This is a genomic window from Vicinamibacterales bacterium, assembly GCA_035699745.1.
Taxonomy (GTDB): domain Bacteria; phylum Acidobacteriota; class Vicinamibacteria; order Vicinamibacterales; family 2-12-FULL-66-21; genus JAICSD01.
The window spans coordinates 99,099-120,790 of record DASSPH010000055.1; the positions used below are offsets into that span (position 1 = coordinate 99,099).

The following is a 21,692-nucleotide window of genomic DNA, read 5'->3' on the forward strand; positions in this document are numbered from 1 at the left end:
ATTTGCGTGGTACGATACCCGACGGGTCCTGCCATGCCGCGCCATCCCAGCCTCTCCACCGTCGCGTATTCGTTCGGGCCCGGTCCGATGACGCCGGCCGTCCGCGCGCTGCTCTACGCGAACATCGCGGTGTACGTGGCGACGCTCATCTTTCCGCGCCTGGTGCTGTGGCTGGGCCTGATCCCCGAACAGGTGGTCGAGCAGTACTGGCTGTGGCAGCCGGTGACCTACATGTTCCTGCACGCGCGCGCGCCAACGCACATCCTGTTCAACATGCTCGCGCTCTGGATGTTCGGCGTGGAGCTCGAGCGGCTGTGGAGGACGCGCTTCTTCGTCCGCTATTACGCGGTCACCGGCATCGGCGCCGGCATTCTGTCGATTCTCATCGCGCTGCTGCCGTTCGCCGCCGCACGGGCGACGTACGACGACGTGATCGTCGGCGCGTCCGGCGCGATCTTCGGTCTGCTGCTCGCCTACGCGCTGTACTTTCCGAACCGCCCGATCCTGATGTTCTTCTTCTTCCCGGTGCCGGCGAAGTACTTCGTGATGATCCTCGGCGCCATCAACTTCATCGTCGCGATCGAGGGCAGCGGGGGCGTGGCCGCGGTGGCGCACCTGGGCGGGATCGCCGTCGGCTACGCGTACCTGCAGAGCGGCCGCGGCGGATTCACCGCGGAAATCAAGTACCGCTATCTGAAGTGGAGAATGAACCGGATGCGCCGCAAGTTCGACGTCTATTCAGGCGGACGCTCGGACAAATCGCACTGGAACCGCCACGTGCATTGATCCGGGGGGAGCCGCATCAGACCAGTCCCTTCGTCCACCCACCGTCAACGGGAATCGTGACGCCCGTCACGAAGGACGCGGCAGGCGAGGCGAGGAACGCCACCACCGCGGCGAACTCCTCGGGAGTTCCCATGCGCCCGAGGGGAATCTGACTGACGACGCGCTCGTCGGCCTGTTCCGCGGTTATCCCGTCCCGTCGAGCGGTCGCCTGCGACAGCTCGACGACGCGATCGGTGCGGGTGTAGCCGGGGGCCACGCAGTTCACGAGGATGCGGTCCCGGGCAAGTTCTACCGACAGTGTCTTGGCGAGCGACGTGACCGCCGAGCGGAGCGCGTTGGACAGCACCAGCCCTTCGATCGGCTGCTTGACTGAGATGGACGTGATGTGGATGATGCGTCCGCCGCCGCGCTGGCGCAGCAGGGGAATCGCCCCGCGGCACAGCCGGACGACGCTCAGGAGCAGCGAGTCGATGGCCTGGATCCATGCCCGCTCGTCGAACGCCATGAACGGCCCGGACGGCGGTCCGCCGGTGTTGGTCACGAGCACGTCCAGCCCGCCGAACCGCGCCGTCGTCGCCGCGAAGATCCGCTCCACGTCCGCCGCATTGGAGAGATCGGCGGGGATCGCGAGGACCTCGGCGCCGGCTGCGGCGAGCGCGCGCTCGGCGTCGGCCAGCGCCTCGCGCCCTCGCGCACAGATGGCCACCTGGAATCCGTCCCGCGCCAGCGCCGCCGCGGCGGCGCGGCCGAGCCCTTTGCTCGCGGCGCAGACGAGGGCGACCCTGGGTCTGGCCGGCGCCCCCGGCGCCAGGGTCGGGCCTACGGGTTCACCTTCGCTCACCGGCGTTGCTGGCTACTCTCGGTGGAAGTACGTGTCGGTATGATCGAGCCAGTCCTGGCGGATGGGGGCGAACAGATCGAGCTCGAACGTGTCGTCGAGCGCCTCGGCCTGGTGCTCGACCCAGGAGGGAATGTGGAGCACTTCCCCTTCACGGACGGTGATTTCCTCGCCGGCGATGAGGAACTTGAGGGCGCCCTGCAGCACGTAGGTCATCTGCTCGCTCTCGTGGTTGTGCATCGGCACGAGCGCGCCCTTCTTGAGATAAATCTGCGCCAGCATCTCGCGCTCGCCGGTCACGATCTTGCGCGAGATCATCTCGGTCACCTTCTCCAGCGCGAGCTCGTCCCAGCGATACAGGCTGACGGGTGGCGGCACCGGGGGATTATATAATGGCGTCGATGAAGGCGGCCGCCACCCGCGAAGCGAACCCGCGCACGCACGAAGGCCTGTCCCCCAAAGATCTCCTCCGCGCCTATCGGACGATGGTGCTGTCGCGGAAGCTGGACGACAAGGAGATCCAACTCAAGAACCAGAGCCTGATCTTCTTTCAGATCAGCGGCGCGGGACATGAAGCGGTGCTCACCGCCGCGGGCATGGTGCTGAAGCCGGGTCACGACTGGTTCCACCCCTACTATCGCGACCGCGCGCTGTGCCTCACCCTCGGCATGACGCCGCTCGAGATGCTGCTCGGCGCCGTCGGGGCGAAGGACGATCCCAACTCCGGCGGACGCCAGATGCCGTCGCACTGGGGTCACCGGCAGCTCAACATCGTGTCGCAGTCGAGTCCGACCGGCACGCAGTGCCTGCACGCCATCGGCACCGCGGAGGCAGGGCGCCTGTACGAGCGAGTGACGGCGATCGACGGGCGGGAGTCGCGCTACGCGTCCGACGAAGTCGTCTACATCTCGATCGGCGAAGGCACCTCCAGCGAAGGGGAATTCTGGGAGTCGCTGAATTCCGCCTGCACGCTCAAGCTGCCGGTGGTCTATCTGATCGAGGACAACGGCTACGCCATTTCGACGCCGGTGGAAGTGCAGACCGCCGGCGGCGATCTCTCGAAGCTGGTGGCGTCGTTCCCGGGCCTGCTCGTCCAGAGCGTCGACGGCACCGACTTCCTCGAGTCCTACAAGGCCATGACGGCGGCGGTGAAATACGCGCGCGCGCGGAAGGGGCCGGCGCTCGTCCACGCCCGCGTGATCCGGCCGTACTCGCACTCGCTCTCGGACGACGAGAAGCTGTACAAGACGGCCGACGAGCGCGCCGCCGAAGCCAAGCGCGATCCCATCACCCGGCTCGCGACCGTGATCGTCGCCGACGGCGTCGCCACCGAAGCGGAGCTGAAGGACATCGTCCGCGAGGTCGAAGCCGAGGTGAACGCCGCGGCCGACACCGCCATCAGCTCCGAGAAGCCGTCGCGCGACACCGCGACGCGCTACGTCTACTCGCCGGACGTCGATCCGGCGTCGGCGGCGTTCAGCACGGAGCTTCGCAGCGAGGGGAAGCCGGAGACGATGGTCTCCGCCATCAACCGCACGCTCAAGGACGAAATGGCGCGCAACCCGCGCATCGTCGTCTTCGGCGAAGACGTCGCGGATTGCAGCCGGGAAGCGTCGCTGGAGTCCGTGCCGGGCAAGGGGGGCGTCTTCAAGGTCACGCACGGCCTGCAGCGCGCGTTCGGCAGCACCCGCGTGTTCAACTCGCCGCTCGCGGAAGCCAACATCATCGGCCGCGCCGTCGGCATGGCGGTGCGCGGCATCAAGCCGGTGGTCGAGATCCAGTTCTTCGACTACATCTGGCCGGCGATGATGCAGATGCGCGACGAGATGTCGATGCTGCGCTACCGCTCGAACAACGCCTTCTCGTGCCCGATGGTGATCCGGACCGCCATCGGCGGCTACCTGCGCGGCGGGGCGCCGTATCACTCGCAGTCGGGCGAGAGCATCTTCGCGCACTGCCCCGGCATCCGCATCGTGTTCCCGTCCAACGCGCAGGACGCCGCCGGTCTCCTGCGCACCGCGATCCGCTGTGACGATCCGGTGCTCTTCCTCGAGCACAAGCATCTCTACCGCCAGACCTACAACAAAGGGGAGTACCCCGGCTCCGACTACATGGTGCCGTTCGGCAAGGCCGCCGTCCGCCGCGACGGCACCGACGTCCTGGTCCTCACCTGGGGGGCGCTGGTGCAGCGCTCGCTGCTGGCGGCGCAGCAGGCGGAGAAGGACGGCATCAGCGTCATGGTCATCGACCTGCGCACGATCATGCCGTTCGACTGGGAGACGATCGTCGCGGCGGTGCGCCGGACCAACCGCGTGGTGATCGCGCACGAGGATCAGCTCACCTGCGGCTTCGGCGCCGAGCTGGCGGCGCGAATCGCCGACGAGCTGTTCGAGCACCTCGACGCGCCGGTCCGCCGGGTCGCGGCGCTCGATACCCCGGTGGCCTACTACCCGGACCTCGAGGAAGCGATCCTGCCGCAGTCCGGCGACGTGCTGAAGGCCGTTCGAGACCTGGCTCGATACTGAGCGCACCATGCGCGCGCTCGGGATCGTCTCCTGCGTCGTCGCCGCCTCGCTGTCGCCGCTCCCGCGGCTGCCGGTCGAGGTCCTGCGATCGACCGGCGGACTGCCGGCGCACATCGCCGGCGCCTTTCAGCGCCCCATCGGGTTCCAGCAGGCGGACAGCGGCCAGTACTTCGTCTTCGACCGGCGGGCGCACGCCGTGTACACGGTCACCGGCGACACCGTCAAGAAAATCATCGAGGTGGGCGCCGAAGCGGGACGGGTGATCGATCCGAGCGCGTTCGACATCGATCCCGCCGACGGCACGTTCGTGATCGGCGACGCGCCGTTCGACGGGGCCCGCATCCAGACGTTCACCGCGAGCGGCGGCCGTCTCGGCGGATTCGCGCTTCCCGGCCGGCAGGTGCCGCGCGTGACGATGGAGTCGTTCGTGCTCGGCGGCATCGGCTCGATCCAGTTCACCGGCACGACCATCCTCATCAACCAGCCCGAGCAGGGCTCGCTCATGACCGAGCTGACGTTCAACGGCGCGCCGTCGCGCGCCATCGGCGAGCTGCGCAGCACCGGGCAGGCGGATCCCAACGTCCACCTCGCCCTGAACAGCGGCTTCCCGCTCGTCGATCCGACCGGCGGGTTCTATTTCGTGTTCAGCGCCGGCGTGCCGGTGTTCCGCAAGTACGACGCGCAGGGCCGCCAGCTTTTCGAGCGGCACGTCGAAGGCCCCGAGATGGACGCGTATCTGCGGACGATGCCGACGGCGTGGCCGAAGCGGCAGGTCGAGAAGAACCTGCTGCCCATCGTCCCGGCGGCGATCCGGACCGCGGCCGTCGATCGGACGGGGCGGTTGTGGGTGGCGCTGACCGCGCCATTCACCTACGTCTACGACCGCTCGGGCGACAAGATCAAGACGGTGCAGTTCAGAGGGGCTGACACGCTGACGCCCAACAGCCTGTTCTTCACCAGGGACGGCCGCGTGCTGGTCACGCCCGGCTGTTATATCTTCCAGGTGCCGAAGCTGTAGGCGATCTTCAGGCCGCAGCACAGCGACATGGCGAAAAAGAAGCCCGTACGTCGAAAGAAGGTGGCGGCTGGGACGGTCGGTCTCACCGCGCCCGAAACCGCCCGCGTCGCGGACGGGACGCTGGACGCGCTCGCCGGGCAGGTCGCCGCCGACGGCGGCAGCGTGCTCGGACGCTACAACGAGCCGTTCGGCGGACATCCGCTGCTCCTCGTGGCGCTGCCGATCTCGACGGTGGAGCCGACGCCCTACCAGCGCGATCCCTCCGACGCCCACGTGAAGCGCCTGATGACCGTGCTCGAGAAGATCGGGCTCTTCCTCGATCCGATCATCGCCATCCATCACGAGGACAAGTACTGGACGCCGAACGGCAACCATCGCCTGCAGGCGCTGAGGAAGCTCGGCGGCAAGACCGTGATCGCGCTGCTGGTGCCCGATGCCAGCGTCGCGTTCAAGATCCTCGCGCTCAACACGGAGAAGGCGCACAACCTGCGCGAGAAGTCGCTGGAAACCATCCGCATGGCGCGCGCGCTCGCCGGCGCCAGGACCTCCAAGGGGGAGCAGGAGTCGGCATTCGCCTTCGAATTCGAGCAGCCCGCGTTCCTCACGCTCGGCGCCGCGTACGAGGAGCGCCCGCGCCTCAGCGGCGGCGCCTACCAGTCGATCCTGCGCCGGGTGGACGAGTTCCTCGACGAACCGATCAGCGACGCGCTGAAGGAGCGCCTGCGCCGCGGCCGCAAGATCCTGAAGCTGGACGACGCGGTGAGCGCGGCGGTCGAGAAGCTGAAAGCGAAAGGACTGACCAGCCCGTATCTGAAACCGTTCGTCGTCGCGCGGGTGAACTACACCCGCTTCTCGAAGGCGACGTCGTTCGACTTCGACGAAGCGCTCGACCGGATCATCGCCTCGGCGCAGAAGTTCAACACCGACCGGGTGAGCCAGCAGGACGTGGCGAAGGTGGGCGGCGGACCGGCCGACGAGGAGTAGAACCGGCCGCTACATCAACTTCCCGATCGGTCCGAGATCGAGATTCAACTCGTCCGGCGGAATGTCGAACTGCTTCGCCAGGTCGAGGATCGTGTCCTGCAGCCGCATCAGCGCGAGTCCGACTGCCTCGGTCTCGTCGCCGGTAAGCGTGCCCGCCTCCATGCGGCGGATTGCCTGGCGCTCCAGCAGCTGGCGGATCAACTCGACCAGGGTCAGTACCAGCTTCAACACCGACTTGCGCACGTCGTCAGGGTTCGCGTTCCATCGCGGCGGCGCGGCAGCCACGCCCTGGATCTGCTTCCTGATCGCTTCGATCTCGCGCGCCGCCGCGGGTTCGGCGCCCTTCCCCGCCGCGGGGCGCTTCGCCCGTCCGGCACCTCCTGCCCGTGTGACCCGCCTTGCGCCGCGCGTCATAGCAGTGCCGCCGCGAAGGCGAAGGGCGGCCACGGCCCCGTCACCGTCAATCGCGCATCCGCGTCGCTGAGCGCCGCGCCGAGCGCCGCGTAGCGTTTGACGGCGTCGCGCCGCACGAGGTGGTAAAGGGACTCGGGCGTCGTCGCGGTGGCCGGCTGATAGCGCTCCGCCGCGACGAGCGGCGCCAGCTTGCGGCGCAGCGGCCGCCACGCCGGCGGCGGCGCCGCCCTGGCGGCTCTCGCGGCGCGGCGCAGGTACTCCGCGCCGGACGGCTCCCCTTCTCTGAGTGAACGGGCCGCGCGCGGAGGCGAGGATTTCGCGTGCGGGGCGGTCCGGCGCCGCCACGTGAACTGCACTTTCCCGCGGACCGCTGCGAGCGCGTCCGCGATCTCGGCGCCGCGATCCTCGAGCACCTCGTCGATTGCCGCATCGTCCAGCAGCGTGCCGAAGCGGACCGGCAGGATGGCGGGAACGCGCTCGGCAAGCTGCGCGACGACGTCCTGGTGGCGCTGCAGTGGCGCGAATTCCGCGGGAGGCACATCCGCCCGTCGCTCGACCACGGCGAATCCGCCGGGGATCGGGCGCAATCCGAGCGCGCCCGACAACCCCTTGCCTTTCGCGCCGCGCGGCGGCGCATCGACCAGCGCGAACACGTACCACGCCATCAGGGATGTCTGCGCCGCACCGGCAGGATGCGATCCGCCGCACAGAGCAGCGCCGAGAGGCGGACGTAGACGAGGTCGACGTTCGCCAGGGCGAGGATGAGATCGGCGTTGAGAACGACCCCCTTGCCGAGCAGGTTGTCGATCAGATCGAGCAGCGTCGACTCCTCGTCCCCCTCGACGATGCGCGCGGCGCGGCGGCTGGCGGGACTCGCGGACTTCGGCGCTCTGACGGAGAGCTTCGCCGGGGCGACCCGCGCGGCGGGCCTGGGCGAGTCGGGACGCGGCGGCGGCGGTTCCGCCGGCACCGTCGAGAGACGCGGGCTGGCGACGGCGGTGGACGCCTTGCGCGCCGGCTTGAGAGGAGCGGCCCTGCCGGCCCGTGCCCGTTTCACGCGGGATCACCGACGAAGTTGTAGGCGGGCCACGGCCCGGTGAGCGCGAGATCGGCCGCGGCACGGTCGCAGGCAGACGCCTGGCGGCGTGCTTCGGCTTTGAACCTGGCGCGTGCTGAGAGCGGCACGAGGAACGCGGCCTCGAGCACCGGCGGGTTGGTCCCAGGCTCGGGCCGGCGATCGCGGGCCGTCGCCTCGCGCGCGTGTCTGGCGAGAGCGTGGAACGCCGCTTCCGCGGCCGCGCTCGCCGCCGTTCTCGCGCTGGCGGCCGCATCGCGGGCCGCCTTGCGCGATGCGAGGAACGCCGCACCCGTCATCGGCGCCGGGCGCGGACTCTCCTCCGCGGACGGCGCGACGGGGCGCCGCGTCACGCGGATGCCCCACTCCTCGGCGCCGGCGATCCGCTTCATCACCCGCTCGATGGAGGCGCGCCGGGCCGCCACGTCCGCAATTGCCTTGTCGACGGACGAGAACAGCGTGAACAGCTTCGCCGGAATGACCGCGGAGCCCTTCGGGCGCGAGAAGAACTCGACTACGGCTTCGTGTCCGACCGCGGCGGTCGCGACCCAGTCCAGATCCTGAAGCCGAGGCTCGAGCCTGCCCGGACCGTACTGCGCCAGCGGTACGTCGGCGGCGATCAGCCAAAGCCCCTTGCCGGCCTCGTGCGCCTCCGGCCGCGAGGCGCCGCCGAGCCCGTGCGGCGCGCGCGCGGCCGCCGGGCGCCGCGCGCTCTTGACCACGCAGTAGAGATAGGTCGCGGAGTCCTTGGCCATCAGGTGAGCCGCCACGCGGTCCGCCACGCCGACAGCGCGGCGGCGCCGTGCGGCGGCGGGATCTCGGCCGGCGTCTCGATGATAGCGTAACCATCGGCGGCGACCGCGGCGCGCAGCCGGGCGATGGCCCGCCTCTGTTCGGCGAGGGCGGCGCGGCACAGGCCGCACTCGCCCCGGCCGACCGCGTTGACGACGACCCCGCCCACATGAACCCCGATCGGGCGGAGCGCCGCGATCAGCTCCATGGATTCGGCAATCGGGACGGCAGCGGCGCGCGTCACCACGATGAACCGCGACTGAGCGGGATCCGCAAGAACGCTCTGCAGGCCGCGCAGCCGTTTCGAGAGCTGCACCAGCAGCGATGCAAGCGTGCCGGCGCCGACGATTTCGCGGTACTTGAGCAGAATCGCCATGAGCGCGAGCGCCCAGTCGCGAAGTACCGCCGGCGTGTGCAGCAGCCGCAGCGCGTGGCCGGTCGGCGCCGTGTCGGCAATGACGACGTCGTAGCGGCTCTGCGGTCCGATCGCCGACTCCGCCACCTCCGCGACCGCCATCACCTCGTCGATGCCCGGCGGCGCGAGATCGATGAGGTCGCGGAACGCGGCCCGGTCGCCCGACGCGGTGCGCGCGATCCGCGCGAACGCTTCGTCGACCGCGGCGATGTATCTGTCTCGGAAACGCGCCATCTCCGCGGCGGCGTCGATCTCGCGCACCAGCAGGGCCGGCGGACCGCCGGGAACGGGACGCGGCACGTTGTCGAAGCGCGCGCCGAAGACGTCGCCGAGCGAGTGGGCCGGATCGGTCGACAGCAGCAGCACCCGCGCGGTCCGCGCGAGATCGAGCGCGGCCGCTGCAGCGCACGTCGATTTGCCCACGCCCCCTTTGCCGCCGAACAGGATCAGCTTCCGGTTCACGCCGGAAGCCGCCTGCTGGCGCGGCTGGCGAGACCGGCTGGCTCGGGAGTTCAGACGGTGTCCGGCTTCAGCGGGACCATCGAGGGGCGCCATCCTCACCCGGCGCTCCAGGCGACGCGGGGTCGCGGCGGCGCGCCACGGCGCGAGGTCCTTGAACGCCGCCCGCAGCGCCGCAACGCCGCGCGGCTCGTGGCGGCGCTCGGGAAAGGCCAGGAGCTCGCGTCCGCCGAACCGTCGCGCTGCCGGCGCGAGTGCCCGCGACTCGAAGGCTTGCCGGGCGGTGCACCAGGTGCACGGCCCCTCCGGCTCGGGCGTCATCCGGTTGACGATCACGCGCGACACCGTGATGCCGCTCCGCTCCAGCGCGGCCAACGCGTCGGCGGTCTCTTCCAGCGCCATCGGCTCCGGCAGGGTGATCCAGGTCAGCCGGGTGCGCTGCCTGTCGCGCAGCAGACGCGACAGCGCCGTGCCTTCCGCGTCGAGCTCCTGGATCATCGCGTCTGCGGCGTCGGCGCGGTAGCCGCCGCGCAGGGCGCTGACGACCGCGCGGTGATGGGCCTGGAGCGAATCGAGCAGGATCGCGACGCGCCCGAGCAGCGCCGGCGCCGCGAGCAGCCGCAGGGTATGGCCGGTCGGCGCGGTATCGACGACGACCGTGTCGAACGCTCCGCCGTGCTCCTCCGCCCCCGCGAGCCGCACGACCTCCATCAGGCCGATCACTTCGTCGATCCCGGGCAGCGACAGCTTCAGCAGCCGGGACACGTCCTCATCGTCCAGATACGTGCCGCGAACCGCGATCGCCGCCAGCAGCCCGCGGCGGCGCGCCAGCCAGCGATCGAACGCACGGCGCGCATCCACGTTCGCCGCATACAACTGCCGCGCGCCCGGTACGGCCGACGGTTCGGCGGCGACGGAGGCGTTCAGGACGTCGGACAGCGAGGAGGCAGGATCGGTGGTGACGAGAAGCGTGGGGCCCCGCGACGCGGCGTCGATCGCAGCCATGGCGGCGTGCGTGGTCTTGCCGACCCCACCCTTGCCGCCGACGAACTCGAACGACCGTACTGCCGTCCGTGTTGCGTCGTCCGTCTTGGTCAGTGTTCGTCGCCTTCGAACGTGGCTTCGATCCCGGTGACCTTCATGTCCTTCGGCGAAATCGCGGCCGGCTCGCCGCCGCGCCGGCGCTCCTTGATCTCGCGGATGCGGGCCAGGATCTCGGTCTCGAGCTCGTCGAACTCGTCCTGCGACAGCTCGCCGAGCTCGAGCCGCATCTGGGCGTCCAGCAGCCGCTCGCGCAGCACGCCGTCGTCGTTCAGCTCGCTCTCGACCGCCGCCGCCAGCTTGTCGAGGACGAACCGCACGCCCGAGATGATCAGGGAGTCGATGATCAGCACTAATGCGCGCGTTCGAGCTTCAGCCGGATGTTGACGAAGTTGTACGGCGGCCAGGGTCCGGTGTACTTGAAGGTCAGCTTCTCGTATTGCTGGCCGATTTCCTTGACCCGCGAGTCGAACGCCTGCTCCATCTCCCGCGAGACGAGGAACGCGGCGTTCATGATCATGCGGTCGCCGATCGGCTTGTTCGATCGCGAGGCGACCGAGACGTCGCGCAGCGAGTTGAAGATCTCGGCGACGTAGCGCTCGGTGCGCGACTGCAGCGCCGCGTCGATCAGCCGCCCGTACTGCATGCGGGCGAAATAGGTCGAGCCCTTCTGCGAGGAGATCTCGCTCTTCAGCCGGCGGATGTCCTCGTCCTCGTCCTCGATCTCGCGGATGATCTGGTCGCGATCCCAGAGCACTTTGAGGCCGAACTCGAACTTCTCCTGCATCTTGTTCAGCACGTCGCTGAACGCGTCGTAGGCGGAGCGCAGCAGCTCCATGATGTCGTCCTCCGTCTTGAAGACGGTGCCGAACGACATCGGGATGACGGTGTGCTTCTGCATGACCGTCTCGTTGACCCGCTGGTGCGCCAGCACGTTCTCGCGGGTCGGATCCTGGACGACGATCGGCGTGCTCGAGACGACGGCGCAGATGTCGCGATAGTGAATGGTGTGAACTTCGGCGGGCTCGGGGCCGAGGCCGAGCGGACCGAAGCTGAGCGGCGTCTCCGAGCGGATGACGCAGTAGACGTATTTGCCTTCGCTGCCGTCCTCGCGCTTGGGGGACGGCACTCTCACCCGTTCCAGCTTGCCGCGCGCCGCCTGCTGCCGCGCGGCGGCCGTCTCCGCCTTGCGGCCGGCTGCCGCCTTGGCCGGCGGGGTCCCTTTTCGGGCGCCTTTCGCCGCGGCCTTCCGGGCCGGCTTCTTCGCTGCAGTCTTCGCCATAGGTCCGCTCTGTCTGTGCTTCAAGTCCGCTTCCGGATGGTCTTCGCCCGTGCCGGATCGCCCGTATTGTCCGCCTTCCCGCGGTGATCTTCCAGCAGCCGCCGGATCTCGGCGACCAGCGCGTCGGGCAGGCATGGCTTGGTCACGAACGCGTCGCAGCCGGCGTCGCGCGCCCCCTCGGCGTGGCCGGCCAGCGCATGCCCGGTGAGGGCGACGATCGGGATGTGCCGCGTGCGATCGTCGTTCTTCAGCCGCCGTGTCGCCTCCCATCCGTCCATGCGCGGCAGCGCGAGATCCATCAGGACGATGTCCGGCAGGAGTTCGTGGGTCTTCTCGATCGCCTCGATGCCGTTGCCGGCTTCCGCCACCGCGAAGCCGGAGAACTGCAGGTAGGCGGCGTACATCTCACGCGCGTCCTGGTAGTCCTCCACGACCAGCACCAGCGGTTGGGAACGCGTCCGCGCCGACGTCGGGCTCATCTCCGCCGCCCTTTCGCCGGCAGCCGCAGCGTGAACGTCGATCCTTTGCCGGCGGTGCTCTCGAGGTCGATCGATCCTCCCAGGATGTTGGCGAGGCGCCGGCAGATCGACAGGCCGAGGCCGGTGCCGCCATAGCCCCGCGCCGGCGACGTGTCCAGCTGGCGGAAGTCCTCGAACACCTTCGCTTGATCCTCCGGCGGGATCCCGACGCCGGTGTCGCGCACCGCGATGGCGACCTGCTTCGCGCGTCCGTCATACGACGCGGTCATCGTCACCGACCCGGCGGGCGTGAACTTGAGGGCGTTGCTCAACAGGTTGAGGACGATCTGCTTGACCTTCTGCCGGTCGGAGCGCAGCGTCGGCACCGCGCCGCGCACCCTGGTCGTGACCGTCAGATTCGACCGCTTGATGATCGGCTCGAGCTCCGCCTGCACCTCCTCGAACAGCTCCTTGATGCCGAACGAGGTCGCGTTCAGCGGCATCCGTCCCGCTTCGATGCGGGTGATGTCGAGAATGTCGTTGATCAGCGCGAGCAGGTGCCGCGAGTTCGAGTCGATGCGCGTCAGGCTCTTGCGCTGCGGCTCGGTGACCTGGCCGGTCACGTTGTTCAGCAGCATGTGCGTGTAGCCGAGGATCGCGTTCAGCGGCGTGCGGAACTCGTGCGACATGTTGGCGAGGAACTGCGACTTCAGCGCCGAGGCCTGCTCCAGCTCGATGTGCTGCCGCCGCAGCAGCTCGTTCTGTTCGGCGAGCTCCGCGGTCGCCTCCTGGACCTTGCGTTCGAGCTCCACCGACGCCTGCTTCAACTGTTCGTAGAGGCGCGCCTTCTCGATCGCTTCCGTCAGATCGTGCAGGATGGTGACGACCCACATCAACTCGCCCTGCTCCGACAGGATCGTCCCCGCGACCGCCTCCACCGGCAGCGGCCGGCCGGTCAGCGGATCGCCGAGCTGAATCTCGCCGCGGTAGCGCTGCTCGCCGGATCGGGTGAGCACGTTCGACACGAACGACGTCAGGTTGGCGCCGTTGGCGCGCACGCGCCGCAGCGTCCCTTCGTCGTCCACCCCCGGGGCGTTGAACAGCCGCTCCGCCGGCGTGTTCATCAGCACGATGTCCCCCTCCTGGTCGGTGACCAGGATGGGATCGGCGACCGAGTCGATGATCAGATCGAGCCGGTGGCGCTCGTCGCGCACTTCCGCCTGGGCGATCCGCAGCGTGCGGTAGCTCTCCTCGATCTCCTCCTTGGCGCGCGCCAGGTCGGTGACGTTGCGGAGAATCGAGACCACGTAGGTGCCCTGCCGCTCGTCCTTCGCGCGCGAGCTGAGAAGCTCGAACAGGAGGTCGGACCCCTCCAGCGGATCGACCAGCAGCAGCTCGCGGCGCGACAGCGCGGTCATGCCGACGGCGCTGGTCGACAGCGCCGCCGAGAAGAGCATGTTGTTGAGCGCCGCGGCGCGGCGCCAGCCTTCGCTGGCTTCCTCGGGAGCGGCGAACAGCTTTTCCGCGTGGCTGTTCGCGATGATCAACTTTCCTTCGGTATCGGTCAGCAGGATCGGGTCGGTGACGGCGTTGATGATGCTGTAGAGCAGCATCCGCTCCTGGCCGAACCGGGTCTCGGCCAGCATCTGGCGGCCGAGCAGGCGCGACACCTGCTTGCCCAGCGTGCGCGCGAGCCATAGCGTCTCGGAATCGATGTGGGGTCCGGGGCCGGCGACCAGCAGCAGGCCATGGACCGGCTCGTGCGGCTCGGCGCGGAGCGGGATGGCGTGAAAGCCGCGCGATTCGAGCGGGACCCGGAAGTGCGCCGGCACCGCATCGAAATACACCGGCGTCGCCTCGGCGAGCGTCTGGATGAGGGGATGGCCGGTGTCTTCCCGATTCAGCGCGAAGTCCATGATGGCGCCGCTCGAGATGCCGTGCTCGGCGACCAGCAGCATGGCGCTCGACACCCCCTCGGCGACGAGGACGGCGGCTTCCGTGACGGGGGCGTGGGCGGCGAGCCAGTCGACGGCGCGCCGCGCCGATTCCTGGACGTCGATGCTCGTCAGCAGAAACTCGACCAAGGCGAGCTTCGCGTCCGACTCCACGGCTTGAACCGGCGCCACCGGAACGGCGACGCGTGCCACCGTGGCTTAGCCCTCGTCTGAGGCGCGGCGGCGCTTCGGCCGCGCGACCTTGGATGCGGCCAGTTCGGCGCGGAGCGCGGCGTTCTCGGCGACGACGTCCTGGTGCGACGGCAGTTCCGCCGCCGGCCGCGAGACCGGCGCGACCTGGCCGACCGCCTCGGAGTACTTCAAGTAGGTATCGATCGACGCCACGACCACGCGGGCCTCGACGGTGATCAGATCGATGCCCACCAGCGACACGCGCACCCACGCATCGATGACGATGCCCTTGTCGAGCACGCGATCGAGGACGTCGATGAGACTGGTGCCGCCTGCAGCGCGTTCAACTGCCATGCTGTACTCCTGCCTCCCAGAATCGAATCAGCGGCGCCGCCGCCCCGCGGCGCGCGGCTTGCCGTTGGTCGCAAGTGTGAGCGCCGCGACGCGCTCCTGCAGTTGGCGGACCTCCGCGCGAAGATCCGCATGCTCGCCGGCCAGGTCACGCACCGCGCCCGGCGACAGATCACGATCGTAGCGCCACCAATCCAGCCCGATTTCCTGCGCCTTGTCGAGGGAGCAGACGAGGAGCCGGATGCGGATGGTGAGCAGCTCGACTTCGGCGAGCGAGACCTTGATGTCGCCGGCGATGACCAGGCCCTTGTCGAGCACCCGATCGAGCACATCTACGAGTCCGGTGGCGCGATGGGACCCTGGGAGCTCGAGAGCCATGAATCTCGGACTATATCCCGACGCTCGACGCGGAAGCAACGCGCGTCACCGGTTCTGCTCGCCGCGCAGTTCACGTTTCAGCACCTTTCCGGTGGCGCCAACCGGCAGCGACTCACGAACTTCGACGGATCTGGGGTATTTGAACGAAGCCATCTGCTCGCGGCTCCACGCGACCAGCTCATCCGCGGTAACGGTCGAGCCAGGTTTCAGCACCACGAACGCCTTCACTTCCTCCCCCAGCCGCGCATCCGGCACCCCGATCACCGCGGCGAGCGACACCGCCGGATGCGTCATCAGCACCTCCTCGATCTCCCGCGGATACACGTTGAACCCGCCGCGCAGGATCATGTCCTTCTTGCGATCGACGATCGCCAGATACCCGTCGGCGTCGAACTGTCCGATGTCGCCGGTGCGGAACCAGCCGCCGCGCATCGCCTCCGCCGTCGCTTCCGGCCGGTCGTAGTACCCCTTCATCACGTTCGGCCCGCGCACCACCACCTCGCCGCGCTCGCCGACCGCCACCGGCGTGTCGTGCTCGTCGACACAGCGGATCTCGACGCCGAAGATCGGCAGGCCGACGGTGCCGGGGCGCGAGGGGCGCTGCAGCTGATTGAAGGCGGCGACCGGCGCCGTCTCCGAGAGACCGTAGCCTTCCAGGATGCGGGCGTTGAACGTGCGTTCGAACTCGTACAGCACTTCGACCGGCATGGGCGCGCCGCCCGACGCGCACACGCGCAGCGACGCCGCCGCCCGGCTGACGTCCGCGCCGGTGCCGCGCGCGTGCTGCAGCAGCGTCCAGTACATCGTCGGCACCCCGACCCACAGGCCGATCTGCTCGCGCGTGAACGCGTCGAGCACCGCCGCGGGGTCGAATCGCGGCATCAGCACGAGGCGGAAGCCGCCGTAGAAACCGGCGTTCATCTGCGCCGTCTGCGCGGTGGAGTGGAAGAGCGGCAGCGTGACGAGCGTGACGTGCTGGTCGGCGCCGTTGTCGAACGCGGGCTTGAACATGTCATGGCAGGTCACCGCGTTGGTGACCATGTTGCCGTGCGTCAGCTCGGCGCCCTTCGCGCTTCCCGTCGTCCCGGAGGTGTAGAGGATGACGGCGGTGTCCCCCGCCTCGCGGCGGACGGCCTCGAACGACGCGGCGTCGCGCATCATCGCCGGCAGCGTCAGATCGCCGTCGCGCGCCGGCGCCGCCGGATCCGCCGGCATCACGATGAACAGCGGGCAGCCCGACTGCGCACAGGCCGCCCTGGCCATCGCGGCAATCGGCAGCTCCGCGGTCCCTTCGAACGCGATGCACGCCTTGGCGTGGCTGTCGCGCAGGTGATACGCGATCTCGCGCGGCTTCAGCAGTACGTTCAGCGGCACGACGACGGCGCCGGCTTTGAGAATTCCGAAGTAGGCGATCGGGAACCACGGCAGGTTCGGGCAGGACAGCGCGACGTGATCGCCGGCGCGAATGCCCAGCGCATGGAGGCCGGCGGCGACCCGGTCCGCGGTGGCGTTCAGCTGCGCGTAGGTGAGCTGCTGCGCACCGAACGACACCGCGACGCGATCGGGCGTCAGCCGCGCGGGATGCTCGAGGACGGAGGAAAGATTGAGGCTCGCCACGCGGCTATTTCGGCTCCCAGTCAGAGTGCACGAACCCCGGCCGCTCGACCCGCTCGTACTTGTGCGCGCCGAACGCATCGCGCTGCGCCTGCGTGAGATTCTGCGGCAGGCGGGCGGTGCGGTAACTGTCGAAATACGCCAGGCTCGCGCCGATCGCAGGCACCGGGATGCCCGCGGCCGCCGCGGCGGCGGCGACGCGGCGCCAGCCGGGCGCGGCACGCTGCAGTTCGGCGGCGATCGCCGGGTCGACCAGCAGGTTCGCGAGCGAGGGATTGGCGGTGAACGCCGCCCGCACCGGATCGAGCAGCCGCGCGCGGATGATGCAGCCGCCCTTCCAGATTCGCGCCATCTCGGCAAGGTTCACGTTCCAGCCGTACTGCGCCGAACCGGCGGCGATGAGCGCCATGCCCTGCGCGTAGCTGCAGACGCGCGCGCCGTGCAGCGCGCTCCGCAGATCGTCGATCCACGTGCGGCGCTCGGCCGCGGCGAACGACGCTCGGGCGTCGGTCTCGGCGTAGCCTCTCGCCGCGGCGACCCGCTGCGTCTTCAGGCTCGACAACACGCGAGCGTCGAGCGCGGCGGCAATCGTCGGAATCGCGACCGCCAGATCGAGCGCGATCGCCGCGGTCCACTTTCCGGTGCCCTTCTGTCCCGCCTTGTCCTCGACGACGTCGACCAGCGGCCGGCCGGTGTCGGCATCGACGACGCGGCAGACCTGCGCGGTCAGCTCCACGAGAAACGATTCGAGCGGACCGCGGTTCCATTCCGCGAACACCTCGCCGGCCTCCGGCGTGCTCAGCCCGAGACCGCGGTGCAGCACGTCGTAGATCTCGGCGATGATCTGCATGTCGCCGTACTCGATGCCGTTGTGCACCATCTTGACGAAGTGCCCGGCGCCGTCCGGCCCGACGTGGGTCACGCACGGACCGGCGTCGGTCTTTGCCGCGATCGCTTCGAGCACGTCCTTGATCCGCGACCACGCGGCGCCGGATCCGCCCGGCATGATCGAGGGGCCGAAGCGCGCCCCTTCCTCGCCGCCCGACACGCCGCAGCCGACGAAGTCGAGGCGCTTCTCACGAAGCGCGGCCTCGCGCCGCCGCGTGTCCTCGAAGTGGGAGTTGCCGCCGTCCACCAGGATGTCGCCGGTGTCGACGAGCGGCGCCAGTCTGCCGATCATCTCGTCGACCGGTTTTCCCGCCGGCACCATCATCATGATGCGGCGCGGCCGCTCGAGCGCGGCGACGAACTCTTCCAGAGTGCGCGCGCCGGTGAAGCGCCTGCCGGTGTGCTCGCGCACGAACGCCTCCATCCAGTCGGTCTCCAGGTTCCAGACGACGGTGGGGAATCCATGCTCCTCGACGTTCAGCGCCAGATTGCGCCCCATCGTCCCGAGCCCGATCATGCCGAACGTTCCGCTCATCCTTCCAGCTCCAGTGCGGACGCGAGCGCCCGCTCGAACGCGAGGTCGCGCGTGCGCACCCCCAGCTCCTCGCCGATCAACGCGGCCAGCGTGGCGTCACCCACCGGCACGATCCGCGCCGACTCCTCGAAGCCGTCCACCGCGGCGGTGAGGCACTCGCTGGTCTTGCCCGCCGCGGTGATGGCGACGCCGGTCCCCTCGAGCCGGACGTAGCGCAGCGGCGTCCGCGCGCCGTTGGCCGGCGCGGGTGCGATGTCGATCGCGACCGACGGCGTCCACTTCAGGCAGGCGCGCAGCCAGCCGGCGTAGAGCCGCGCGGCGTGCGGGTCGGCCGCCTCGATGGTGAGGCGGCGGAACCCGCCCAGACCGGCGCGGACCGGCGGCAGATCGAAGAGATGCGCGACCGCCGACCGCCAGCGCGTCAGGCGGGTCCACCGCAGGTCGGTGAGCGCGGTCCGCTCGAACAGGTGCTGCGCCTTCCGCCAGCCTTCGACCGGATCCTCCGCGTCGAGGATCATCCGGTCCGCCAGGCCGGCCAGATCGTGCAGCTTGTCCACCGATCCGCCGCGCCACCACACGACCGCGGGAAGGCTCGACAGCCGCAGCGCGGCCACGGCGTTGTTGAGGAATCGCGGGGCGAGCCCGGCGATGGCAATCGCGCTCTCCGTGACGCGCGCCGTCGGCGCGGTGTGCTCCCCTTCCGAGATGAGAATCGTTCGCACGCCGCCGGACTCGCCCAGCCGCTCCAGCGCTTCGGCGGCGGCCGCCAGCCGCGCGAGGTCGCCGATGACGATCACGGTCGCGGTCAGGGCCCGCGCCGGCGCTCCTTTCCGGTCGCGGCCGTCGCGCACCAGGCGCGCCAGCGTGACTTCGATGTCGGCGAACGGCACGTCGCGGCCTGCCGGGAGCAGGCGATCGGCTGCGGCCATCAGAGCGTCCTCCAGCGCCGTCCGTCCGCCGCGATCAGCGCGGTGGCCTCCGCGGGCCCCCACTCGCCGGCTTCGTAGAGCGGCACGTCGCGGGCCGCGGACGCCGCCCACGCCTCGTGGATGGGGGTGATCAGCGCCCACGACGTCTCCACGAAGTCATGGCGCGCGAACAGCGTGGCGTCGCCGAGCATCGCGTCGAGCAGCAGTGTTTCGTAGGCTTCGGGGACGGCGACCCCGAAGGCGCTGCCGTAGCGGAAGTTCATCATCACCGGCGCGAGCTGCAGCCGGCTGCCTGGCAGCTTGGCCTCGAACCGGACCGAAATCCCCTCGTCCGGCTGCACGTTGACGATCAGCAGGTTGGACGCAATCGCCGTCGGACTGACCTTCTTGAAGATGTGGAGCGGCGGGCGCCGGAACTGGATGGCGATTTCCGTGGTCCGCTTCGGCAGGCGCTTCCCTGTTCTCACGTAGAACGGCACACCGGCCCATCGCCAGCTGTCGAGGTGAACCCTGAGCGCGACGTACGTCTCGGTGGTGGAGCCCTGTGCGACCCCTTCTTCCTCGCGATAGCCCGGCACTTCGGCGCCGTTCACCCAGCCGGCGTCGTATTGCGCCCGCACGACGCCGTCGGCGCGAGCGTCGCCGCCGACGACGGGCTGCATCGACGCGAGGACGTCGAGCTTGCGGTCGCGGACGTTCTCGGCCGAGAAGGCGATCGGCGGCTCCATCGCGATCAAGGCGAGCACCTGCATCAGGTGGTTCTGCACCATGTCGCGCAGCGCGCCCGCGCCTTCGTAATAGTTCGCGCGCCGTTCGACGCCGACCGTCTCGGCCGCCGTGATCTGCACGTGATCGATGTAGCGCCGGTTCCACACCGGTTCGAACATGCCGTTGGCGAACCTGAACACCAGCAGGTTCTGGACGGTTTCCTTCCCGAGGTAATGATCGATGCGGAAGATCTGCGATTCGTCGAGATGCGAGTGCAGTAGATCGTTGAGCGCGCGCGCGCTCGCGAGGTCGGTGCCGAAGGGCTTTTCGACGATGACGCGCCGGTAGCCTCCGTCGCTGCGCGTCAGTCCCGCGGCGCCGAGCCGCTCGACCACCGTCCCGTATACCGTCGGCGGGATGGCCAGGTAGAACAGCACCCCCTGCGGCGCGCCGCGCTCGGCCAGACAGGCCCGCAGCGCCTCGTACAGCTTCGGGTCGTCCATCTCTCCCTGCACGTACGCCATCTCGCGCGCCAGCGCGGACGACACCTGATCCGGGGCGCTCAACCCGGCGAACTCCTTCAGGCTGTCGTGGAGCTGCTGACGGAACTCGTCGTCCGACATCGGCGACCGCGCCACGCCGACAACGGAGAACCGCGCCGGCAGCCGCTGCCCGCGCGAGAGATGGTAGAGCGCCGGCAGCAGCTTGCGCCGCGTCAGATCGCCGGACGCGCCGAAGATGACGAGGGCGGTCGGCTCGGGAGTCGGCTCGATGCGTAAACCGTCGAGCAACGGGTTGAGCCCGTCGCCCGCTGGGACTGGCATCGCAGGACTATATCAACACGCGGCACGCGGCCGGCTGAGCGCTGGGAGCTGCCGGCTGCCCGCCTCACGGATTCTCAGTCAGGAACTTCACCGCCTTCGGCGTTGCGAGCAACCGCAGATGCTGGCGGGCGCGTGTGCGCAGGCGCTGATCGCGCTCGCTGGTCGCAATCCGGATCAGCTCGTCGTCGTCCTTGGCGTTGAACAGCCCCGTCAGCACCGCCAGCCGCGACGCTTGCGGCAGCTGCGCGTAGAGGGAGCGGAGCTGGACCCGGGCGCCGGTGCGGCCGAGCGTCACGATTGCCGTGTCGCGGAGCGAGGCGTCGGATTCACTGCGCACGATGTTGACCAGCGCGGTCGTGAACACCGGCTCCTGCACGCGGCCCATCTCGCGGATCGCGGCGAGGCGGACGACCGGCGCGCCGCGGCGCGCCGCTTCGACCAGCGTATTGCGCGCGTCGCTGCGCGGCGACTGCGCGAGCACGATCACGGCGCGGCGCGCGTCGTTCGGGTTCTTGTTGTCGAGCGCGATCTCGCGCAGCAGCGGGATCACGCGATCGCTGTGCGAATCGAGCAGGCTCACCAGCGCCTGCATGCGCACGTCCGAGTCCCACTCGTAGGGCTGCGGCGGCAGGAATCCCTCGAACGGCGCCGGCGGCGCGCCGGGGCGCCCCGGACGGGGCGGCGGAGGCGTCGCCGCCGGAAACGGCGCCGGCGCGGGCGGCACGGCCGGCGTGACGGCTGCCGGCGCGTCGGGGGGGGGCGCCGGCTGCGGCGGCAGGACCGCCGTGGGCGCTGCGGCGCGCGGCGGAGGCATCGCCGCGCGCGGCGCGGGCGGCGCCGGTCTGGCCGCCGGCACGGGCACCGCGGGCGGCGGAGCTGCGGGCGGCGCCGCGAGCACCCACAGGACATCGTCGCGGCGGAGCCGCTGCGCGATCTCGACGCGCAGGGAGCGCGCCGGGCGCACCCACCGGCTCTTCAGGAACTGCCGCTCGAGCCGCGCGATCGTCTGCAGCGCTTCGGCCTGCTCGCCGATCTGCGACTGGCTGTGCGCCAGCCAGAACAATGCTTCGTCACGGTTCGCATCCCTCGGATCGTCGGCGACGATGCGCAGCTCGGCGATCGCGCGGTTCCACTGCTCGTCGGCGATGTAATCCTTGGCGAGCGCGAGACGGCGCGAATCGGGCGCGGGCGCCGCGTGGACCGCGGCCGCGAACAGCACCACTGCCAGTGTCGAAGCAACCTTCTTCATGAC

At 69.7% G+C, this 21,692-nt stretch carries 22 protein-coding genes; 4 read left to right on the forward strand and 18 right to left on the reverse strand.

Annotated elements, in window-relative coordinates; translation table 11 throughout:
- Window positions 1–33 precede the first annotated feature (33 nt).
- Complete coding sequence (locus VFK57_12220) at window positions 34–786, forward strand: rhomboid family intramembrane serine protease (protein ID HET7696469.1); 753 nt, start codon at window positions 34–36, stop codon at window positions 784–786.
- A gap of 16 nt (window positions 787–802) precedes the next feature.
- Here VFK57_12220 and VFK57_12225 read toward each other — a convergent pair whose 3' ends face one another.
- Entirely contained in the window at window positions 803–1,627 is an 825-nt protein-coding gene (locus tag VFK57_12225; protein HET7696470.1) for an SDR family oxidoreductase, read from the reverse strand.
- A gap of 12 nt (window positions 1,628–1,639) precedes the next feature.
- Complete coding sequence (locus VFK57_12230) at window positions 1,640–2,002, reverse strand: cupin domain-containing protein (GenBank protein ID HET7696471.1); 363 nt, start codon at window positions 2,000–2,002, stop codon at window positions 1,640–1,642.
- A gap of 23 nt (window positions 2,003–2,025) precedes the next feature.
- On the opposite strand from VFK57_12230, the gene VFK57_12235 reads away from it, so the two are divergent.
- From VFK57_12235 to VFK57_12245, 3 genes are read left to right on the forward strand one after another with little or no spacing between them, the layout of a single operon-like run.
- A complete protein-coding gene (locus VFK57_12235) occupies window positions 2,026–4,149 on the forward strand; it encodes a dehydrogenase E1 component subunit alpha/beta (GenBank protein ID HET7696472.1) in 2,124 nt (707 codons plus the stop codon).
- A gap of 7 nt (window positions 4,150–4,156) precedes the next feature.
- Complete coding sequence (locus VFK57_12240) at window positions 4,157–5,167, forward strand: hypothetical protein (GenBank protein ID HET7696473.1); 1,011 nt, start codon at window positions 4,157–4,159, stop codon at window positions 5,165–5,167.
- A 27-nt stretch (window positions 5,168–5,194) separates the two neighbouring features.
- A complete protein-coding gene (locus VFK57_12245; GenBank protein HET7696474.1) occupies window positions 5,195–6,151 on the forward strand; it encodes a ParB N-terminal domain-containing protein in 957 nt (318 codons plus the stop codon).
- A 9-nt stretch (window positions 6,152–6,160) separates the two neighbouring features.
- Here the strand turns inward: VFK57_12245 and VFK57_12250 are convergent, their stop codons facing one another.
- The 16 genes from VFK57_12250 to VFK57_12325 form a co-directional block, all read right to left on the reverse strand.
- On the reverse strand, window positions 6,161–6,565 hold the full coding sequence (locus VFK57_12250) for a gas vesicle protein K (protein ID HET7696475.1): 405 nt from the start codon (window positions 6,563–6,565) through the stop codon (window positions 6,161–6,163).
- Window positions 6,562–7,230 carry a GvpL/GvpF family gas vesicle protein gene (locus tag VFK57_12255; GenBank protein ID HET7696476.1) on the reverse strand — a complete coding sequence of 223 codons (669 nt, stop codon included), beginning with the start codon at window positions 7,228–7,230 and terminating at the stop codon, window positions 6,562–6,564. The genes VFK57_12250 and VFK57_12255 overlap by 4 nt, the downstream gene beginning before the upstream one ends.
- Window positions 7,230–7,622, reverse strand: coding sequence for a gas vesicle protein (locus VFK57_12260; protein HET7696477.1), 393 nt, complete (start codon window positions 7,620–7,622; stop codon window positions 7,230–7,232). The genes VFK57_12255 and VFK57_12260 overlap by 1 nt, the downstream gene beginning before the upstream one ends.
- A complete protein-coding gene (locus VFK57_12265) occupies window positions 7,619–8,395 on the reverse strand; it encodes a GvpL/GvpF family gas vesicle protein (protein HET7696478.1) in 777 nt (258 codons plus the stop codon). The genes VFK57_12260 and VFK57_12265 overlap by 4 nt, the downstream gene beginning before the upstream one ends.
- Window positions 8,395–10,404 (reverse strand): ArsA family ATPase, encoded by a 2,010-nt coding sequence (locus tag VFK57_12270; GenBank protein ID HET7696479.1) that lies wholly within the window; start codon window positions 10,402–10,404, stop codon window positions 8,395–8,397. Before VFK57_12270 ends, VFK57_12265 begins: the two co-directional genes overlap by 1 nt.
- Window positions 10,401–10,700 (reverse strand): gas vesicle protein GvpG, encoded by a 300-nt coding sequence (locus VFK57_12275; protein ID HET7696480.1) that lies wholly within the window; start codon window positions 10,698–10,700, stop codon window positions 10,401–10,403. The genes VFK57_12270 and VFK57_12275 overlap by 4 nt, the downstream gene beginning before the upstream one ends.
- A complete protein-coding gene (locus tag VFK57_12280) occupies window positions 10,700–11,629 on the reverse strand; it encodes a GvpL/GvpF family gas vesicle protein (GenBank protein ID HET7696481.1) in 930 nt (309 codons plus the stop codon). Before VFK57_12280 ends, VFK57_12275 begins: the two co-directional genes overlap by 1 nt.
- Before the next feature lie 20 nt (window positions 11,630–11,649).
- Entirely contained in the window at window positions 11,650–12,108 is a 459-nt protein-coding gene (locus VFK57_12285; protein HET7696482.1) for a response regulator, read from the reverse strand.
- Entirely contained in the window at window positions 12,105–14,234 is a 2,130-nt protein-coding gene (locus VFK57_12290; protein ID HET7696483.1) for an ATP-binding protein, read from the reverse strand. Before VFK57_12290 ends, VFK57_12285 begins: the two co-directional genes overlap by 4 nt.
- Before the next feature lie 6 nt (window positions 14,235–14,240).
- On the reverse strand, window positions 14,241–14,567 hold the full coding sequence (gene gvpA, locus VFK57_12295; protein ID HET7696484.1) for a gas vesicle structural protein GvpA: 327 nt from the start codon (window positions 14,565–14,567) through the stop codon (window positions 14,241–14,243).
- A gap of 27 nt (window positions 14,568–14,594) precedes the next feature.
- Window positions 14,595–14,942 carry a gas vesicle protein gene (locus VFK57_12300; GenBank protein ID HET7696485.1) on the reverse strand — a complete coding sequence of 116 codons (348 nt, stop codon included), beginning with the start codon at window positions 14,940–14,942 and terminating at the stop codon, window positions 14,595–14,597.
- A 45-nt stretch (window positions 14,943–14,987) separates the two neighbouring features.
- Window positions 14,988–16,559, reverse strand: a complete 1,572-nt coding sequence (locus VFK57_12305; protein HET7696486.1) for a long-chain fatty acid--CoA ligase — start codon at window positions 16,557–16,559, stop codon at window positions 14,988–14,990.
- Window positions 16,560–16,563: 4 nt separating this feature from the next.
- Window positions 16,564–17,979, reverse strand: coding sequence for an NADP-dependent phosphogluconate dehydrogenase (gene gndA, locus VFK57_12310; protein HET7696487.1), 1,416 nt, complete (start codon window positions 17,977–17,979; stop codon window positions 16,564–16,566).
- Window positions 17,976–18,908: an OpcA/G6PD domain-containing protein gene (locus tag VFK57_12315; protein HET7696488.1), complete on the reverse strand. Its 933-nt coding sequence runs from the start codon at window positions 18,906–18,908 to the stop codon at window positions 17,976–17,978. The genes gndA and VFK57_12315 overlap by 4 nt, the downstream gene beginning before the upstream one ends.
- On the reverse strand, window positions 18,908–20,440 hold the full coding sequence (gene zwf, locus VFK57_12320; protein HET7696489.1) for a glucose-6-phosphate dehydrogenase: 1,533 nt from the start codon (window positions 20,438–20,440) through the stop codon (window positions 18,908–18,910). Before zwf ends, VFK57_12315 begins: the two co-directional genes overlap by 1 nt.
- 64 nt (window positions 20,441–20,504) lie before the next feature.
- A complete protein-coding gene (locus VFK57_12325; GenBank protein HET7696490.1) occupies window positions 20,505–21,689 on the reverse strand; it encodes a HEAT repeat domain-containing protein in 1,185 nt (394 codons plus the stop codon).
- Between the last annotated feature and the right edge of the window lie 3 nt (window positions 21,690–21,692).

What these genes read in the sequence shown, in the direction of transcription:
- zwf (HET7696489.1), bottom strand. Translation starts at nt 20,440, where the DNA reads ATGCCAGTCCCAGCGGGCGACGGGCTCAACCCGTTGCTCGACGGTTTA.
- VFK57_12220 (HET7696469.1), top strand. Translation starts at nt 34, where the DNA reads ATGCCGCGCCATCCCAGCCTCTCCACCGTCGCGTATTCGTTCGGGCCC.
- VFK57_12245 (HET7696474.1), top strand. Translation starts at nt 5,195, where the DNA reads ATGGCGAAAAAGAAGCCCGTACGTCGAAAGAAGGTGGCGGCTGGGACG.
- gndA (HET7696487.1), bottom strand. Translation starts at nt 17,979, where the DNA reads ATGAGCGGAACGTTCGGCATGATCGGGCTCGGGACGATGGGGCGCAAT.
- gvpA (HET7696484.1), bottom strand. Translation starts at nt 14,567, where the DNA reads ATGGCAGTTGAACGCGCTGCAGGCGGCACCAGTCTCATCGACGTCCTC.
- VFK57_12235 (HET7696472.1), top strand. Translation starts at nt 2,026, where the DNA reads ATGAAGGCGGCCGCCACCCGCGAAGCGAACCCGCGCACGCACGAAGGC.
- VFK57_12325 (HET7696490.1), bottom strand. Translation starts at nt 21,689, where the DNA reads ATGAAGAAGGTTGCTTCGACACTGGCAGTGGTGCTGTTCGCGGCCGCG.
- VFK57_12300 (HET7696485.1), bottom strand. Translation starts at nt 14,942, where the DNA reads ATGGCTCTCGAGCTCCCAGGGTCCCATCGCGCCACCGGACTCGTAGAT.
- VFK57_12240 (HET7696473.1), top strand. Translation starts at nt 4,157, where the DNA reads ATGCGCGCGCTCGGGATCGTCTCCTGCGTCGTCGCCGCCTCGCTGTCG.
- VFK57_12285 (HET7696482.1), bottom strand. Translation starts at nt 12,108, where the DNA reads ATGAGCCCGACGTCGGCGCGGACGCGTTCCCAACCGCTGGTGCTGGTC.
- VFK57_12265 (HET7696478.1), bottom strand. Translation starts at nt 8,395, where the DNA reads ATGGCCAAGGACTCCGCGACCTATCTCTACTGCGTGGTCAAGAGCGCG.
- VFK57_12280 (HET7696481.1), bottom strand. Translation starts at nt 11,629, where the DNA reads ATGGCGAAGACTGCAGCGAAGAAGCCGGCCCGGAAGGCCGCGGCGAAA.
- VFK57_12315 (HET7696488.1), bottom strand. Translation starts at nt 18,908, where the DNA reads ATGGCCGCAGCCGATCGCCTGCTCCCGGCAGGCCGCGACGTGCCGTTC.
- VFK57_12250 (HET7696475.1), bottom strand. Translation starts at nt 6,565, where the DNA reads ATGACGCGCGGCGCAAGGCGGGTCACACGGGCAGGAGGTGCCGGACGG.
- VFK57_12255 (HET7696476.1), bottom strand. Translation starts at nt 7,230, where the DNA reads ATGGCGTGGTACGTGTTCGCGCTGGTCGATGCGCCGCCGCGCGGCGCG.